Raw genomic sequence first — 19,977 nt, forward strand, 5'->3', positions numbered from 1 at the left:
TCGATGCCCGCCCGCTCGAACGCCTCCCACGAGGACTCCAGCAACAGGCGCTGCTGCGGGTCCATCGCAAGCGCCTCACGCGGCGAGATCCCGAAGAACCCGGCATCGAACTCGCCCGCGTCGTACAGGAACCCACCCTCACACGCGTACGACGTCCCCCGGTGCTCCGGATCCGGATCGAACAGACCCTCCAGATCCCACCCACGATCCGTCGGGAACCCCGACACCGCATCCCGCCCCTGAGCGACAAGCCGCCACAGATCCTCCGGCGAACCCACCTCACCCGGATACCGGCACGCCATCCCCACGATCACCACCGGATCGCCCTCGACCGCCACACCCACCGGGACCACCGCCGCCGAAGCCGGCGCGCCCAACAGCAACGCACGCAACTCCACCGCGATCGCCGCAGGCGTCGGGTGATCGAACACCAACGTCGCCGGCAACCGCAGACCCGTCACCGCGTTCAACCGGTTCCGCAGATCAACCGCCAGCATCGAATCGAACCCAAGCTCCTTGAACGCCCGACCCGCCTCCACCGCCTGCCCCGACTCATGACCCAGGACGAGCGCCACGTTCGTACGGACCAGGTCGAGGATCTCCGCCTCGCGGGCCGGCTCGTCGAGGCCCGCCAGCCGGGACGCGAAGGTGCCCGCGGTCGAGCTCTCGGTGGCCGCCGCGACCCGCCGAGTGGCCGCGCGCACCAGGCTGCGCAGCACGTCCGGCAGCAGGCCGGCGGTGGCCTGGGCGCGCAGTGCGACCGGGTCCAGCAGGACCGGGACGAGCTGCGCGGTGTCCTGGCCGAGGGCGGTGTCGAGGAGCGCGAGGCCCTGCTCGTCCGTCAGGGCGCGGACACCGCGTCGCAGGACGCGGGCGGCCGCGCTGTCCTGGACGGCGCGGGTCAGGCCGCTGGCCTGCGCCCACGGGCCCCAGGCCAGGGAGAGGGCTGGCAGGCCGTCGGCGCGGCGGTGGGTGGCGAGGGCATCGAGGAACGTGTTCGCGGCCGCGTAGTTCGCCTGGCCGCTGTTGCCGAAGACACCGGCAGCGGAGGAGAAGAGCACGAACGCGGCGAGGTCCTGGCCCTGGGTGAGCTCGTGCAGGTTGACTGCGCCGTCGATCTTGGCACGCAGCACGAGGTCGAGCTGGTCCGGGGTCATCGACTCGACCAGACCGTCGGCGAGAACGCCGGTGGCGTGCACGACGGCCGTAAGCGGTGCCTCCGCCGGAATGCGGGCGAGGACGGCGGCCAGGGCCTCGCGGTCGGCCGCGTCACACGCCTCCACCATTACGCTGGCGCCGAGTTCGGACAGTTCGGCGACCAACTCCTGAGCGCCGGGAGCGTCCGGGCCGCGACGGCTGAGCAGCACCAGACTGCGCACACCGTGCTCGGCCACCAGATGCCGCGCGACCAGCGCACCGAGCGTGCCGGTACCACCGGTGATCAGCGCGGTGCCAGTCCCGAAGGACGCAGCCTCACCAGACAGCGCAGCGCGGACCAGACGCGGCACCAGCACCGCGCCCCCACGCACCGCCACCTGACCCTCACCACACGCCAACGCCGCAGCCAAGCCATCGCCGTCGTCCTCCAGATCCACCAAACCGAAACGCCCCGGATGCTCGGAAGCCGCCGACCGCAGCAGACCCCACACCGGCGCGGCGGCAAGGTCAGACACACCCACCGCACCCCGCGTCACCACCACCAACCGCGACCTGGCAAACCGCTCATCCGCGAGCCAGTCCCGCACCACCACCAACACACCCGCCACCACCGCATGCGCCCGCTCGGTCAGCGACCCATCCGCATCGGCGGTGCACGGCAGCAGAACGACGTCCGGCACAGGGCTATCCGAGGCGAGTGCGGCGAGGTCGGCGTAGACCGGCTGTGCGAGGTGGAGGTCCCAGCCGCCGATGCCCGCGAGCGTGGCCCACTGCTCGGGCGACGCGCCGGTCTCGGCCGGGGCCGCCGGGACCCAGTCGAGCTGGTACAGCGTCCGGCGCCCATCGCGCTGCGCGTCCTCGAACTCCTCGATCGGGACCGGGCGGATGATCAGCGAGTCCACCGTCATGACCGGTCGGCCTGCCTGGTCGGCGAGCTCGACGGCGACCTCGTCCGGGCCGAGCCGCGCCAGGCGCACCCGCAGCGCGGTGGCGCCGGTCGCGGACAGCGACACCCCGGCCCAGCGGCTCGGCAACCGGATCAGGCCCGGCGCCAGGCCGTCCAGCGCGATCCCGTGCAGGGCCGCGTCCAGCAGCGCCGGGTGGAGGCCGAACCCGGACTGGGCCTGGTCCCGCGCGCCCTCGGGCAGCGCCACCTCGGCATAGACGTCCTCGCCGACGCGCCAGGCCGCCGACAGTCCACGGAACAGCTCGCCGTATCCGTGTCCGGCCTCGGCGAGGCCGTCGTAGAAGTCGTCCAGTTCGACTTTCTGGGCGCCGGACGGCGGCCAGACGGCGAACTGCGTGGTGCTTGCGCCCGTGCCGGTGCCCAGTACGGCGCCGGCATTGCGCGTCCACGGCTGCGCCTCGTCCGCGTCGGCCGGGCGGGAGTGGATGCTCAGCGTGCGGGCGCCGGACGGTGCCGGCTCGCCCACGCTGACCTGGATCCGCACCGCGCCCTGGTCCGGCACCCGCAGCGGCGCCTCCAGGACCAGTTCCTCCAGCAGGTCACAGCCGACCTCGTCCGCCGCGCGGATCGCGAGGTCGACGAAGGCGGTGCCGGGCAGCAGGACCGTACCGGCCACTCGGTGGTCGGCCAGCCACGGCTGCGCGGCGAGCGAGAGCGATCCCGTGAACACCAGCGTGTCGGAGTCCGCGAGCCGTACGGCGGCACCGAGCAGCGGGTGCTCCGCGCTGGTCAGGCCGGCCGACGTGATGTCACCGGAAGCCGAGGTACCGGCCTGCGGCCAGTAGCGGCGGCGCTGGAATGCGTAGGTCGGCAGGTCGATGCGCTGCCCGTCCGGCAGGCCGAAGTCGACGGCGACGCCGTTGGCGTATGCGTCGGCGAGCGCGGTCAGCAGGCGCTCCGGGCCGCCTTCACCACGGCGCAGTGTGCCGAGCACGATGGCCTGGGGGGCGGTGGACTCGATCGCGGTGGTCAGGACGGGGTGGGCGCTGGTCTCGATGAAGGCGTCGTGGCCCTGCTCCAGGAGCAGGCGGACGGTCTCCTCGAAACGGACGGTCTGACGCAGGTTGGTGTACCAGTACTCGGCGTCGAGGGTCGTGGTGTCCAGGCGAGTAGCGGTCACCGCCGAGTAGAACGGCACCTGCGCTGCACGCGGTTCGATCCCGGCCAGTTCGGCCAGCAGCCGTTCACGAATCGGCTCGACCTGTGCGGAGTGCGAGGCGTAGTCCACCGGCACCCGACGCGCCCAGATGTCGCGCTGCTCGCAGAGTGCCAACAGCTCGTCGAGCGCGGCCGGTTCGCCCGCCACCGTGACGGAGGCCGGACCGTTCACCGCCGCCACCGACAGGCGCTCACCGAACGGCACGATCAGCTCAGCGACTTCATCCACCGGCAGCGAGACCGACGCCATCCCGCCACTGCCCGCCAACGCGAGGATCGCCTGGCTGCGCAGCGCCACCACCTTCGCGCCGTCCTCCAGTGTGAGTGCACCGGCCACACAGGCGGCGGCGATCTCCCCCTGCGAGTGACCCACCACCGCGGCGGGCTCGACACCATGGGAGCGCCACAGCGCAGCGAGCGAAACCATCACCGCCCACAACACCGGCTGCACCACATCGACCCGGGCCAGCCACTCCTCCGACTCCGAACGCAGCACCGAGCTCAACGACCAGTCCGTGAACGGCGCCAGCGCCGCCTCACACGCAGCGATCCGCTCCGCGAACACCGGCGAGGCATCCAGCAGTTCGGCCGCCATCCCCAGCCACTGCGAACCCTGACCGGGGAAGACGAACACCACCCGGCCGGCCGACGAGGCCACACCCCGAACGAACTCCCCCGCCGCCAGAGCCGCCACCAGCTCCGCACGATCCGAAGCCAGCACCACCCCCCGCTGCTCCATCACCGCACGCGAGGACGCCAGCGAGAACGCAACGTCGGCCAGAGCGACGTCCGGGTGCTCGCTCAGGAAGTCGGCCAGGCGGACGGCCTGTGCGTGCAGGGCGGCGGGCGACTTCGCCGACACCACGAACGGCAGCACACCACCTGCCACGCTCGCAGAGACACCCTCCTCCTCCGCCGGAACCCCCTCCAGCACCACATGCGCATTCGTCCCACTGATCCCGAACGAGGACACCGCCGCCCGACGCGGATGCTCCGCCTCCGGCCACGGCCGGGCCTCGGTCAGCAACTCCACCGCACCCGCCGACCAATCCACATGCGAAGACGGCGCATCCACGTGCAAGGTGCGCGGCAGCACGCCCGCACGCAGCGCCATCACCATCTTGATCACGCCGCCCACACCCGAAGCAGCCTGCGCGTGACCGATGTTCGACTTCAGCGACCCGAGCCACAACGGCCGCTCGGCAGCGCGCCCCTGCCCATACGTCCCGAGCAGCGCCTGCGCCTCGATCGGGTCACCGAGCGTCGTACCCGTCCCATGTGCCTCGACCACATCGACCTGGTCGGCCGCCACACCCGCGTTCGCCAGCGCCTGGCGGATCACCCGCTGCTGCGAAGGCCCGTTCGGCGCCGTCAGGCCGTTGCTCGCACCGTCCTGGTTCACCGCACTGCCACGCACCACCGCCAGCACCCGGTGCCCGTTGCGCCGCGCCTGCGACAGCCGCTCCAGCACCAGCACACCGACACCCTCGGCCCACGCCGTGCCGTCCGCGCCATCGGCGAAGGCCTTGCAGCGGCCGTCAGGGGCCAGCCCGCGCTGACGGCTGAACTCCACGAACATGTCCGGGCTCGACATCACCGTCGCACCGCCCGCCAGCGCCATCGAGCACTCGCCGCCGCGCAGCGCCTGGACCGCCAGGTGCAACGCGACCAGCGAGGACGAGCACGCCGTATCGACCGTCACCGCCGGTCCCTCGAAGCCGAAGGAGTAGGCCAGCCGGCCCGAGGCGACGCTGCCGGTGGTGCCGGTCAGGCGGTAGCCCTCGACCGTCTCCGGCCTGCGGCTCAGCAGTGGCCCGTAGTCCTGCGAGACCGCGCCGATGAAGACACCGGTCGTACTCGCCTTCAGCTGCGCCGGGTCGATGCCGGCCCGTTCGATCGCCTCCCAGGAGGATTCGAGCAGCAGCCGCTGCTGCGGGTCCATGGCGAGCGCTTCGCGCGGGGAGATGCCGAAGAAGTCCGCGTCGAAGTCGGCGACCGCGTCCAGGAACCCGCCGTGGCGCGCGTAGGTCTTGCCCGAGCTGTCGGGGTCGGCGTCGTAGATGCCCTCCAGGTCCCAGCCGCGGTCGGTCGGGAACTCGCCGATCGCGTCACGGCCCTCGGTGACCAGCCGCCACAACTCCTCCGGCGAGCCGACCCCACCGGGGAACCGGCAGGCCATCCCGACGATCGCGATCGGCTCGTTGTCCACCGCCTGCAGCGTGACCGCCGGGGCCACAGGGACGGCGGCAGCGGCCGTACCGAGCGACTGTTCGCGCAGGAAGCCGGCCAGCGCGGCCGGGGTCGGGTAGTCGAAGGTCAGGGTGCTGGGCAGGTGCAGCGCGGTCACGGCGCCCAGCCGGTTGCGCAGCTCGACGGCGGCCAGCGAGTCGAAGCCCGCCGACTTGAACGTCTGCTCGGCTGCGATCAGGTCGGCCGTGGCGTGGCCGAGCACCATGGCGGCCTGGGTCCGCACCAGATCGGTCAGCAGCTGGTCCTGCTCGGCGGCCGGCAGCCCGGCCAGCCGCAGCGCCAACGAGGACTCCTCACGCACGACTTCGGCCTGCGCGATGCGGCGCGCCTGGGTGCGGACCAGACCGCGCAGCGGTGCGGGCAGCGCACCGGAGGCTGCGGCGGCGCGCAGCGCGGCGTGGTCCAGGCGGACGGCCGCCGGGTTGGGCTCGCCGGTGGCCAGCGCCGCGTCCAGCAGGGCCAGGCCCTGTTCGGCGGAGAGCGCGGCGATGCCGGTGCGGCGCATCCGGGCCAGGTCCTGGCGGCTGAGCTGGCCGGTCATCGCGCTGGCCTCGGCCCACAGGCCCCAGGCCACCGAGGTGGCGGGCAGGCCCTCAGCCTGGCGGCGGGCGGCGAGCGCGTCCAGGAAGGTGTTCGCGGCCGCGTAGTTGGCCTGCCCCGGGGTGCCGAACAGGCCCGCGACGGAGGAGAACAGCACGAACGCGGAGAGATCCTGACTGCTCGTCAGCTCGTGCAGGTTGACCGCACCGTCCACCTTGGCGCGCAGCACGCGCTCCACCTGGTCCGCGGTCATCGACTCGATCAGACCATCGGCGAGGACGCCGGCCGCGTGCACGACGGCCGTCAGTGGTGCCTCGGCCGGAATCCGCGCCAGCACATCCGCGAGCGCCTCGCGATCGGCGGCGTCACACGCCTCGACCACCACCCGGGCGCCCAGCTCGGCCAGTTCGGCCACCAGCTCCCACACACCGGGGGCGTCGAGCCCGCGACGGCTGAGCAGCACCAGACTGCGCAGGCCGTGCTCGGTCACCAAGTGGCGGGCGACCAGGGCACCGAGGGTGCCGGTGCCGCCGGTGATCAGCGCGGTGCCGTCGGGGTCGAGTGGGGTCGGCATCCGCAGCACGAGCTTGCCGGTGTGCCGGGCCTGGGACATGAAGCGGAACGCATCCGGTGCCCGCCGAACGTCCCACGCACGCACCGGAATCGGGGAGAGCGTGCCGGCGGCGAACAGGCCGAGCAGCTCGGCCAGCATCACCGAGATCCGCTCGGGCCCCGCATCCAGCAGGTCGTACGCCTGGTACGAGACCCCCGGGTGGTCCTGGGAGACGCACTGCGGGTCGCGCGGGTCGGTCTTGCCCATCTCCAGCAGCCGGCCGCCGGGGGTGAGCAGCCGCAGTGAGGCGTCGATGAACTCTCCCGCAAGGGAGTTGAGGACCACGTCCACGCCACGGCCGTCGGTGGCCGTACGGATCTTCTGCTCGAAATCGAGGGTGCGGGAGGAGGCGATGTGTGCCTCGTCCAAGCCGAGCCCGCGCAGGGTCTCCCACTTGCCCTCGCTGGCGGTCGCGAAGACCTCCGCGCCCAGGTGGCGGGCCAGTTGGATGGCGGCCATCCCGACGCCACCCGCACCCGCGTGGATCAGCACCCGCTCACCCGGCTGCAGCGCGGCGAGTTCCACCAGGCCGAGGTAGGCGGTCAGGAAGACGATCGGCACCGAGGCGCCCTGCTCGAAGGACCAGTGCGCGGGCAGCTTCACGAGGGTGCGCGGATCGGCCACGGCCAGCGGGCCGAAGGACGCCAGCATCCCGAACACCGCATCGCCGACCGCGAGATCGGCCACCCCGGGCCCGACCTCGACCACGACGCCCGCACCCTCGCCGCCCATCGAGGCCGCACCCGGGTACATGCCGAGCGCGATCAGCACATCGCGGAAGTTCAGACCCGCCGCGCGGACCGCGATCCTCACCTGCCCGGCGGCCAGCTCCTGTTCGGCCTCCGGGGCCGCGACCAGCGCCAGGTTCTCCAGGGTGCCGGCACCGGCCGTGTCCAGCCGCCACGAACCGGGCGGCGGAAGCAGCGCGCCGGAGGCGGCGGTCCGGGTCAGCCGGGGGGCGAGCAGCGCGCCATCGCGCAGCGCCAGCTGCGGTTCGCCGCTCGCCGGCGCGGCTGCCAGCGCGGAGGACAGCGCCGAGGCCAGTGCGGATGGCAGTGCGGCGATCGAGTCGGCAGTGTCATCGGTGTCGATCAGCACGAAGCGGCCGGGGTGCTCGCTCTGCGCCGAGCGCACCAGACCCCAGACGGGCGCATGCGCCAGGTCGGACACCACATCGCCCGGCGCCACCGCCACCGCGCCGTGCGTGACCACGACGAACCTCGACGCCGAAGCGGCCGGGGCACCGGAGTCATCTGTGGCCGGGGCGGCTGCGGAGCCCTGGGCGGATTGCGCCGCCAACCAGGCTTGCACGGCTGCCAACAGGCGCTGCGCCTCGGCCGATGCGAGGTCGGCGAGGCCGGCGAGGCCGGGGACGCCCTCGTGCTCGGCCCCGGCGGTGACCGGGATCGGCGCGCAGTCGAAGACGGTCAGCTCGCCCTGCTCGTCGGCGGGCAGGCCGTCAACGCGCAGGCCGTCGGCGATCGGTGTCCAGCGCACGGGGTACAGCGAGTCCACCACGACAGCGCCGCCCAGCCGCGTCGCGTCCGCGCTGCGCAGCACGAGCGCGTCCACCGAGAGCACGGGTGCTCCGGTGCCGTCGGCGGCCTGGAGCGTGATCGCGTCGGCGTCCCCGTCCACCGGCGCCAGGCGCACGCGCAGCGCCGACGCGGCGGCGGCGTGCAGCGTCAGACCGGTCCACGAGAACGGAAGCCGCAGGCCCGGCCCTTCCTGCGTGAGCGGGGTGCCCGCAGCGGGCTGCAGCATGGCGTGCAGGGCAGCGTCGAGCAGCGCGGGGTGCACGCCGTAACGGCCCGCGTCCGGGTGCGCGTCCGTGCCCGGGCCGGCAGGAAGCCCGGCGGGGAGCTGCACCTCCGCGAAGAGCTCGCCCGCCGTGCCCCGGTACAGCGCACGCAGGCCCTGGAACGCGGGACCGTACTGGTATCCGGCCGCCGCGGCCTGCTGGTAGAAGTCGGTGGTGGCGAGCGGCTCCGCGCCAGCCGGCGGCCAGAGTACGAAGTCGAAGTCCGGTGCCGCGGCCTCCTCGGCGAGGAACCCGGAGGCATGGCAGGTCCACTCGCCGTCGTCGCCCGCGGTCTCGTCCCGGGCGTAGACGGCGACCGCGCGCCGCCCCGGCTGCGCGGGCGGGTCCACGGACACCTGCACCGCGAGCGCGCCCTGCTCGGGGACCACGAGCGGTGCCCGCAGCGTCAGCTCCTCGACCCGGCGGCAGCCCACCCGGTCGCCCGCCTGGACCGCCAGCTCCACGAAGGCCGTGCCGGGCAGCAGCACCGTGCCGGCCACCGCGTGATCGGCGAGCCAGGGCTGGGCCTGGAGCGAGATCCGCCCGGTCAGCATGACGCTGTCGCTGCCCGCCAGGCGCACGCTCGCGCCGAGCAGCGGATGTCCGGCCGCCACCAGGCCCAGCCCGGCAGCATCCGCAGCCGCGGACGCGGCGCGGGTGAGCCAGTAGCGCTGGTGCTGGAAGGCGTAGGTGGGCAGGTCGCGGTACGGGGATACGGCCTGCGGGAACGCCGCCGCCCACCCGACCTGGTGGCCGCGCACGTGCGCGGCCGCGAGCGCCGAGAGCACCGCGTCGCCCTCCGCGCGATCCCGGCGCAGCACCGCCACCGCCGCGGCACCGCTCTGCGGCGGCAGGCAGTCCTGTGCCATCGCGGTGAGCACGCCGTCGGGGCCCAACTCGACGAAGGTGCGCGCGCCTTGGGCGTCGAGGGTGGTGACGCCGTCGGCGAACCGGACCGCCTCGCGGACCTGCCGCACCCAGTAGTCGGCGGTGGCGAGTTCACTGGGAGCGGCGAGGGCGCCGGTGAGGTTGGAGACGATCGGCAGCTCCACGCTGCCGAACTCCACGCTCTCCAGGACGGAACGGAACTCCGCCAGCATCGGCTCCATCCGGGCCGAGTGGAACGCGTGGCTGACCGTGAGACGACGGGTCTTGCGGCCCAACGCCTTGAAGTGAGCCGCCACTTCGAGCACTGGCGCCTCGTCACCGGAGATCACCACGGAGTCCGGGCCGTTGACGGCCGCGATCTCCGCCCCCTCAGCCAGTGCGGCGAGGACCTCGGCCTCGGTGGCCTGCACGGCCACCATCGCACCACCGGTGGGAAGTTGCTGCATCAGCCGGCCACGCGCGGCCACCACCGTGACCGCATCCGGCAGCGACCACAACCCCGCGACATGCGCGGCGGCCAGCTCACCGATCGAGTGGCCGAGCAGGAAGCCCGCCCGCACACCGAACGATTCAAGCAAACGGAACAGCGCCACTTCGAGCGCGAACAGGGCCGCCTGGGTGAACACCGTCTCACCCAGCAGACTCTCGGTGTCGTCGAACATCACCTCGCGCAACGGCCGCTCCAACAGCGGGTCGAAGAGCGCGCAGACCTCGTCCAGCGCCTCGGCGAAGACCGGGAACCGCTCGCACAACTCCCGTCCCATACCGACCCGCTGACTGCCCTGACCGGTGAACAGGAACGCGAGGCCACCCGCTCCGAGAGCAGAGCCACGGACGACGCCGGCCGCGCTCTCGCCCGCCGTGATCGCGTCCAGACCGCTCAGCAGCGTGGCGCGGGAGGAGGCGAGGACGGCGGCGCGCTCGTCCAGCGCGGCGCGCGTGGTGGCCAGCGCCGAGGCCGCCACCGTCAGGTCGAGCTCCGGATTCTCCCGCAGGTGGGCGCCGAGCGCGGCCGCCTGCGCCCGCAGGGCCTCGTCGGACTTCGCCGACAGCAGCCACGGCACGACCGAGGCCGGCTCCGGTTCCTGCGTGAACTCCTGTGCCGGTGCGGGCACGTGCTCGATGACGACGTGCGCGTTGGTGCCGCTCGCGCCGAACGAGGAGATACCGGCGCGACGCGGCCGGCCCGTCTCCGGCCACGGCCGGGCCTCGGTCAGCAGCTCGACCGCACCCGCCGACCAGTCCACATGCGACGACGGCTCGTCCACGTGCAACGTGCGCGGCAACACGCCCTCGCGCATCGCCATCACCATCTTGATCACGCCACCGACACCCGCCGCCGCCTGGGTGTGGCCGATGTTCGACTTCAACGAGCCGAGCCACAGCGGGGATTCGGCGTCTCGCTGCTGACCGTAGGTGGCGATCAGCGCCTGCGCCTCGATCGGGTCGCCGAGCGTGGTGCCGGTGCCGTGCGCCTCCACCGCGTCCACGTCCTGCGGCGCCAGGCCCGCGCTCTCCAGTGCCTGGCGGATCACCCGCTGCTGCGAGGGGCCGTTCGGCGCCGTCAGACCGTTGCTCGCGCCGTCCTGGTTCACCGCCGTACCGCGCACCACCGCCAGCACCTGGTGCCCGTTGCGCCGCGCGTCCGAGAGCCGCTCGACCAGCAGCACACCGACACCCTCGGACCAGCCGGTCCCGTCCGCCGCGGCCGCGAAGGCCTTGCAGCGCCCGTCGGGCGACAGGCCGCGCTGGCGGCTGAACTCGACGAAGACCTCGGGCGTGGACATCACGGTGACACCGCCGGCCAGCGCCATCGCGCACTCGCCACGCTGGAGCGCCTGGACGGCCAGGTGCAGGCCCACCAGGGAGGAGGAGCAGGCGGTGTCCACGGTGACCGCCGGGCCCTCGAAGCCGAAGGTGTACGAGAGCCGGCCGGAGGCGGCGCTACCGGCGTTGCCCATCAGCAGGTAGCCATCGACGCCGTCGGGCACCTGCTGCATCCCCGACGCGTAGTCGTGGTACATCACGCCGACGAAGACGCCGGTGCGGCTGCCGCGCAGCGCGATCGGGTCGATGCCCGCGCGTTCGAAGAGCTCCCAGGAGGTCTCCAGCAGCAGGCGCTGCTGCGGGTCCATGGCGAGCGCCTCGCGCGGCGAGATCTCGAAGAACCCGGCGTCGAACTCGCCCGCCTCGTAGAGGAATCCGCCCTCGCGGGCGTAACTCGTCCCGGAGACCGAGGGATCCGGGTCGTAGAGGCCCTCCAGATCCCAGCCGCGGTCGGCGGGGAACGGTGCGATGACGTCCTGCCCCTGGGCGACGAGCCGCCACAGGTCTTCCGGCGAGGCCACCTGGCCCGGGTAGCGGCAGGCCATGGCGACGATCGCGATCGGCTCGTCGTCCGCCACCAGGGCAGCAGACCCGGCGGCGGGCACCGACTCCGGCTCCGTGCCTAGCAGTTCGGCGCGGACCACGCGCAGCAGCGCCGCCGGGGTCGGGCAGTCGAACACCAGCGTGGCGGGCAGGCGCAGGCCGGTGGCCGCGTTCAGCCGGTTGCGCAGGTCGAGCCCGGTGAGCGAGTCGAAGCCCAGCGTCTTGAACGTGGTGCCGGCCTCGACGGCCGTACCCGCCGGCAGGCCGAGCACGGTGGCGACCTGCTCGCGCACCACGTCCAGCAGCACGCGCTCGCGCTCGGCCTCGCTCGCGAGGGCGGCGAGGCGCTGCTCCAGGGCTGAACGGGTCTCCGGGGCGGCGGCGGTGCTGCTCGCCGCGCGGCGCGGCGGGGTGCGGACGAGGCCGCGCAGCATGCTCGGCAGCGATCCGTCCCTGGCCTGGCCGCGCACCGCCGGGAGGTCGAGGGCGGCGGGTACCAGTAGCGCCGCATCGCGTGCCAGCGCGGCGTCGAACAGGCGCAGGCCCCGGTCCGAGGCGACCGGCGCGACGCCCAGGCGGCTCAGCCGCCGCCGGTCGGCCTCGCTCATCGCGCCGGTCATGCCGCTGGCCTCGTCCCACAGGCCCCAGGCAAGGGAGGTGGCGGGCAGGCCGGCGGCGCGGCGGTGAGCGGCGAGGGCGTCAAGGTAGGTGTTCGCGGCGGCGTAGTTGGCCTGGCCGGGGCCACCCAGGATGCCCGAGACGGAGGAGAAGAGGATGAAGGCGGCGAGGTCCTGGCCCTGGGTGAGCTCGTGCAGGTTGACTGCGCCGTCGATCTTGGCGCGGAGCACGAGATCCAGCTGCTCCGGGGTCATCGACTCGACCAGACCGTCGGCGAGGACGCCGGCCGCGTGGACGACGGCCGTCAGCGGGGCATCGGCCGGGACGCGGGCGAGGACGGCCACCAGAGTCTCACGGTCGGCGGCGTCACACGCCTCGACCACCACCCGGGCGCCGAGTTCAGCCAGTTCGGCCACCAGCTCCTGCGCACCGGGCGCCTCCGGGCCGCGACGGCTGAGCAGCACCAGACTGCGCACCCCGTGCTCGGTCACCAGGTGCCGGGCGACCAGCGCACCGAGCGTGCCGGTGCCACCGGTGATCAGCGCCGTGCCAGTCCCGAACGAGACACCCTGGCTCGTCTCCACAGCGGCGCGGACCAGACGCGGCACCAGCACCGCGCCCCCACGCACCGCCACCTGAGCCTCGCCACACGCCAACGCCGCTGCCAGGCCATCCCCATCGTCGTCGAGGTCCACGAGGGTGAAACGGCCGGGATGCTCGGTCGCTGCCGACCGCAGCAGACCCCACACCGGCGCAGCCGCCAGGTCGGAGACGCCCAACACACCCACCGCACCCCGCGTCACCACCACCAGCCGCGACCCAGCGAACCGCTCATCGGCCAACCAGCCCCGCACCACCGCCAGCACATCCGCCACGGCACGACGAGCCGCATCCGCGCCGCCGTCCCGCACCCCCTGCCCGCTGATGCACGGCAGGACGAGGATCTCGGGAACGCCGTCGGCCGCCGCCGCCACCGCGTCCAAGTCGACTTCATCCGGGTCGAGTTCGACGACGCTGCCGGCGAACGGCACGGCGCCGGCCTCGGCCGGGAGCCATTCGACCTGGAACAGCGCGTCCTCCGGCGCCACGGTCGAGGCGGCGAGCGCCTCAGTGGCGATCGGGCGCAGCGTCAGCGCCTCGACGCAGGCCACCGCCACACCGACGGCGTCGGCCAGCAGCACGCGGACGGTGTCCGGGCCGGTCGGCGTCAGCCGTACCCGGACCTGCGAGGCGGCTCCGGCGAAGAGCGTCAGATCCTTGAAGACGAACGGCAGGCGCACCGAGTCCGGGGCGCTCGCGGGCGCCGCGCCGCTGGGCAGGATGGCGTGCAGTGCGGCGTCGAGCAGCGCGGGGTGGAGGCCGAAGCGCGCGGCCTCCACCCGCTGCTCGGCGGGCAACGCCACCTCGGCGTAGACATCCTCACCCGAACGCCAGACCCCACGCAGACCCTGGAACGCGGGGCCGTACTCGTAACCACGTGCCGCCAGGTCGTCGTAGAAGTCGTCCAGCTCGACGTTCTGTGCACCAACCGGGGGCCACTGCGCGGCGGCGAACGAGACGTCCGGGTCGGCACCGCGCTCCGACAGGGTGCCTGCGGCGTGGCGGGTCCAGCCCGACTGCGCCGTCTCCTCCTCATGCTGCGAGAACACCTGCACGACCCGCGAGCCGTCGGCCTCGGCCGCACCGACCGTGACCTGGATCCGCACGCCACCATGGCGCGGTATCACCAACGGCGCTTCGAGGGCGAGTTCGTCGATGCGGCCGAAGCCGACCACATCGCCGGCCCGCACCGCCAGCTCCACAAACGCCGTCCCCGGCAACAGCACCGTACCCGCCACCGCGTGATCCGCCAGCCACGGCTGCGCCGCCAACGACAACCGCCCGGTCAGCAGCACGCCGCCATCCGCCGACTCCACACACGCACCCAGCAGCGGATGCTCCGCATCCCGCAGCCCCACCGCACCCAACCCGCCCCGAACACCCGGAGGCGCCTGAAGCCAGTAGCGGCGGCGCTGGAACGCGTACGTCGGCAGATCGATGCACTGGGTGACGGGCACGGCGAAGTCGACGGCGAGGCCACGGACATGGGCCTCGGCGAGCGCGGTGAGGAAGCGACTCGGTCCGCCCTCGCCTCGGCGCAGCGTGCCGAGCACGGCCGCCTGATCGTCGGTCGACTCGATCGCGGTGGTGAGCACGGGGTGGGCGCTGGTCTCGATGAACGCGTCATGGCCCTGCTCCAGGAGCAGGCGGACGGTCTCCTCGAACCGCACGGTCTGACGCAGATTGGTGTACCAGTACTCGGCGTCGAGCGTGGCGGTGTCCAGGCGGGAAGCGGTCACCGCCGAGTAGAACGGCACCTGCGCTGCACGCGGTTCGATCCCGGCGAGCGCCTCGATCAACGACTCGCGGATCGGCTCCACCTGCGCCGAGTGCGAGGCGTAGTCCACCGGCACCCGACGCGCCCAGATGCCCTGCCGCTCGCACATGGTCAGGAGGTCGTCCAGGGCACCCGGCTCGCCGGAGACGGTGACGGAGCTCGGGCCGTTGTGCGCCGCAATCGACAGGCGATCGCCGAACGGCACGATCAGCTCGGCAACTTGAGCGGACGGCAGCGCGATCGAGGCCATGCCGCCGGTACCGGCCAGGTCCAGCAGCGCCCGGCTGCGCAGCGCCACCACCCTCGCGCCGTCCTCCAGCGAGAGCGCACCGGCCACACACGCCGCCGCGATCTCCCCCTGCGAGTGACCCACCACCGCGGCGGGCTCCACACCGTGGGAGCGCCACAGCGCAGCGAGCGAAACCATCACCGCCCACAACACCGGCTGCACCACATCAACCCGAGCCAGCCACTCCTCCGACTCCGAACGCAGCACCGAAGTCAGCGACCAGTCCACGAACGGCGCCAGCGCCGCCTCACACGCAGCCACCTGCTCCGCGAACACCGGCGAGGCATCCAGCAGTTCGGCCGCCATCCCCAGCCACTGCGAACCCTGCCCCGGGAAGACGAACACCACCCGGCCCGCCACCGAGGCCACACCCTGCACGAACTCCCCCACCGCCAGGGCCGCCACCAGCTCCGCACGATCCGAAGCCAGCACCACCCCCCGATGGGTGAACTGCGAACGCGAGGACAGCAGCGAGAACGCAACGTCGGCCAGGCCGACGTCCGGCCGCTCGCCCAGGAAGTCGGCCAGCCCGACCGCCTGCTCACGCAGCGCCGCCTCCGACTTCCCCGACACCACGAACGGCAGCACCCCACCCGACACAGCAGGCGAGAGCTCGTCCCCCTCCTCCGCCGGAACCCCCTCCAGCACCACATGCGCATTCGTCCCACTGATCCCGAACGAGGACACCGCCGCCCGACGCGGACGCTCCGCCTCCGGCCACGCGCGGGCCTCGGTCAGCAACTCCACCGCACCCGCCGACCAATCCACATGCGAAGACGGTGCATCCACATGCAACGTCTTCGGCAGCACACCGGCACGCATCGCCAGCACCATCTTGATCACACCCGCGATGCCCGCCGCCGCCTGGGCATGGCCGATGTTCGACTTCAACGAACCCAGCCAGAGCCGCGATTCGGAGTCCGGCCGCTGACCGTAGGTCGCGATCAGCGCCTCCGCCTCGATCGGGTCACCGAGCGTCGTCCCCGTCCCGTGCGCCTCCACCGCGTCCACGTCCTGCGGCGCCAGGCCCGCGCTCTCCAGTGCCTGGCGGATCACCCGCTGCTGGGAGGGACCGTTCGGCGCCGTCAGGCCGTTGCTTGCGCCGTCCTGGTTGACCGCACTGCCACGCACCACCGCCAGCACCCGGTGCCCGTTGCGCCGCGCGTCCGAGAGCCGCTCGACCAGCAGCACGCCGACGCCCTCGGCCCAGGCGGTGCCGTCCGCAGCCGTCGAGAACGGCTTGCACCGGCCGTCGGGGGCCAGCCCGCGCTGACGGCTGAACTCCACGAACATGCCGGGGCTCGACATCACCGCCACCCCGCCCGCGAGCGCCATCGAGCACTCGCCGGCGCGCAGCGCCTGGACCGCCAGGTGCAGCGCGACCAGCGAGGACGAGCACGCCGTATCGACCGTCACCGCCGGGCCCTCGAAGCCGAAGGAGTAGGCGAGCCGGCCGGAGAGCACGCTGCCGGTGGTGCCGGTGAGCAGGTAGCCCTCGGAGCCGTCGGCGGCCTCGTCGAGCCGGGCGCCGTAGTCCTGGTTCATCGCTCCGACGAACACCCCGGTCCGGCTGGCCCTGAGCTGCGCCGGGTCGATGCCGGCGCGCTCGAAGACCTCCCAGGAGGATTCGAGCAGCAGCCGCTGCTGCGGGTCCATGGCGAGCGCCTCGCGCGGCGAGATGCCGAAGAACTCGGCGTCGAAGTCGGCGATGTCGTCGAGGAAGCCGCCGTGGCGCGCGTAACTGGTGCCCGGGTGCGCCGGGTCCGGGTCGTAGAGGGCATCGAGGTCCCAGCCACGGTCGGTGGGGAACCCGCCGATCGCGTCCCGGCCCTCCTCGACCAGCCGCCACAACTCCTCCGGCGAGCCGACCCCGCCAGGCAGCCGACAGGCCATCCCGACGATCGCGATCGGCTCGTTGTCCACCACCGGCAGCGCGACCGCAGCCGGGGCCACGGCTACGGGCGCCTTGCCGGGGCCGAGCAGGAGTGCGGCCAGGTGCTGGGCGACGGCGGCCGGGGTGGGGTGGTCGTAGGCGAGGGTGGTCGCCAGGCGCAGGCCGGTGTCGGTGTTGACGCGGTTGCGGAACTCGACGGCGGTCGGCGAGTCGAAGCCCAGGTCCTTGAACGTGCGCTGGGCGTCGGCCGCGGTGAGCGCGGGGCGGGCGAGCACGGTCGCGGTGTGGGCGCGGACCAGGTCGTGCAGGGCCTGTTCCTGTTCCTCGGCCGGCAGCGCGGCCAAGCGGGCGGCCAGCACCGGCTGTTGCCGGCCGGTGTCGGCGGAGCCCCCGTCGATACCGGCCGTGTCGTTCGTGTCGTCCAGCCAGTACCGCTGCCGCTGGAACGCGTAGGTGGGCAGCGTCAGCCGGGTCGCCCCGGTCGGTGTGAGAAGCGGCTGCCAGCCGATCTCGGCCCCGGCGGCGTGCGCTTCGGCCAGGGCGGTGAGGAACCGTTCGAATCCGCCTTCGCCGCGGCGCAGCGTGCCGAGCGCGGCCGCGTCGCGGTCGGTGGCCTCGATCGTCTCCAGGACGGCGGTGGTCAGCACGGGGTGGGCGCTGGTCTCGATGAACGCGTCATGCCCCTCGTCGAGGAGCAGGCGGACGGTCTCCTCGAAGCGAACCGGTTGGCGCAGGTTGGCGTACCAGTACTCGGCGTCCAGAACGGTGGTGTCCCGTGCGGTGTTGTCCAGCCGGGCGGCGGTCACCGTCGAGTAGAACGGCACCTGCGGGGCCTGCGGCCGGATGCCGGCCAGTTCGGCCAGCAGTTCCTCGCGGATCGACTCCACCTGCGCGGAGTGCGAGGGGTAGTCGATCGGCACCCGGCGCGCCCAGACGCCTTGCTGCTCGCAGGCGGCGAGGAGTTCGTCGAGGGCCGCGGGGGCACCGGTGACGGTGACGGAGTGCGGGCTGTTGATCGCGCCCACCGCCAGGCGATCGGCGAACGGGGCGATCAGGGTGGCGACCTGATCGACCGGCAGCGAGACCAGGACCATGCCGCCGCTCCCGGCCAGCGCCATGAGCGCCCGGCCGCGCAGCGCCACCACCCTCGCACCGTCCTCCAGCGAGAGCGCACCGGCCACACACGCCGCCGCGATCTCACCCTGCGAGTGCCCCACCACCGCCGCCGGCTCCACACCGAACGAACGCCACAGCGCGGCGAGCGAGATCATCACCGCCCAGAGCGCCGGCTGCACCACGTCGGCGCGGCCCAGCCACTCCTCGGACTCCGAACGCAGCACCGAGCTCAGCGACCAGTCCGTGAACGGCGCCAGCGCCGCCTCACACGCAGCCATCCGCTCCGCGAACACCGGGGAGGAGTCGAGAAGCTCGGCCGCCATCCCCAGCCACTGCGAACCCTGCCCCGGGAAGACGAACACCGCCCGCCCCGAAGACCGCACCGCACCCTGGACGACGCCGGGGGCGGACTCCCCCGCCGCCAGCGCCGCCAGGCCCGCCACCACCTGCGCGCGATCGGCGGCCAGCACCACACCCCGGTGGGCGAACTGCGAGCGCGAGGTGGCCAGCGAGTACGCAAAGTCGGGCAGGGCGACGTCCGGCTCCTCGGTCAGGAAGTCGGCCAGGCGGGCGGCCTGGGCGCGCAGCGCCAGTTCGGTGTGCCCGCTGACCAGAACAGGCAGAGTTCCGCTCCCGGCCCCAGCACCCACACCTCCCTCCTGCGCTACCGCCGCCTCTGCCTCTTCCAGGACGACGTGGCAGTTCGTCCCGCCCATGCCGAACGAGCTCACTCCCGCGATCCGCGGGCCCACCGGCTGCTCCCAGTCGGCCAGTTCGGTCTGCACCCGCAGGTTCAGGTCGGCCAGTGGGATGTCGGGGTTCGGCCGGGCGAAGTTCAGGCTGGCCGGGATCTGCCGGTGGGTGAGCGCCAGGGCGGCCTTCACCAGGCCGATCACCCCCGCCGCCGCCTCCAGGTGCCCGACGTTGGTCTTCGCCGAGCCCACCACCAGCGGCTGGTCCGCCGCGCGGGCGGCGCCGAGCACGGCTCCCAGGGCGGCCGCCTCCGCCGGGTCTCCGACCGGGGTGCCGGTGCCGTGCAGTTCGACGTAACCGACCTCCGCCGGATCCACGCCCGCCTGCTCGTACGCGCGGCGCAGCACCGCCTGCTGGGCGGTGCTGCTCGGGGCGGTGAGCGTGGCGCCGCCGCCGTCGTTGTTGACGGCGCTGGCGCGGATCACGCAGTGGATCCGGTCGCCGTCGGCGAGCGCGCGGGCGAGTGGCTTGAGCAGCAGCACCGCGCCGCCCTCGCCGCGGACGTAGCCGTTGGCCCGGGCGTCGAAGGTGTAGCAGTGACCGTCGGGCGACAGGGCGCCGAAGCGCTCCATCCGGTCGGTGGACTCCGGGGAGAGGATCAGGTTCACCCCGCCGGCCAGAGCCGTCTCCGACTCGCCGGAGCGCAGGCTCTCGCAGGCCATGTGGACGGCGACCAGCGAGGAGGACTGGCCGGTGTCCACGGTCATGCTGGGGCCGCCGGCGCCGAGCACGTAGGAGACCCGGTTCGCAATGATGCTGCGGTGCAGGCCGGTGGTGCTGTGCGCGGTGATCGCGTCGGGGCCACCCGCGTGCAGCAGGATCGAGTACTCGTCGGAGAAGGCGCCGACGAACACCCCGGTGCGCGAGCCGGCCAGCGTGGCGGGCACGGTACCCGCGTCCTCCAGGGCCTCCCAGCTCAGCTCCAGCATCAGCCGCTGGTGCGGGTCCATCGCGGCGGCCTCGCGCGCGGAGATGCCGAAGAACTCCGGGTCGAAGCGGTCGACGGAGGGGAGGAAGGAGCCCAGGCCGGACACGCCACCGATGCCCGGCCGGTCGGCGGCGGGCGGTGCGATGGTGTCGGCGCCGGTGCGCAGCAGCTGCCAGAAGCCGCCGGGGCCGTCCACGCCGGGCAGCCGGCAGGACATGCCCACCACGGCGATAGGCTCGCGGCGGTCCCGGCCCGCC

Annotated in this window: 1 protein-coding gene; it reads right to left on the reverse strand. The window is 73.3% G+C overall.

Annotated features, from left to right (window positions below):
* The coding region (locus AC060L_RS31365; RefSeq protein WP_483802400.1) for an SDR family NAD(P)-dependent oxidoreductase at nt 1-19,937 on the reverse strand (19,937 nt) is incomplete at its 3' end.
* Between the last annotated feature and the right edge of the window lie 40 nt (nt 19,938-19,977).

It is taken from the genome of Kitasatospora sp. NEAU-69 (assembly GCF_057158765.1).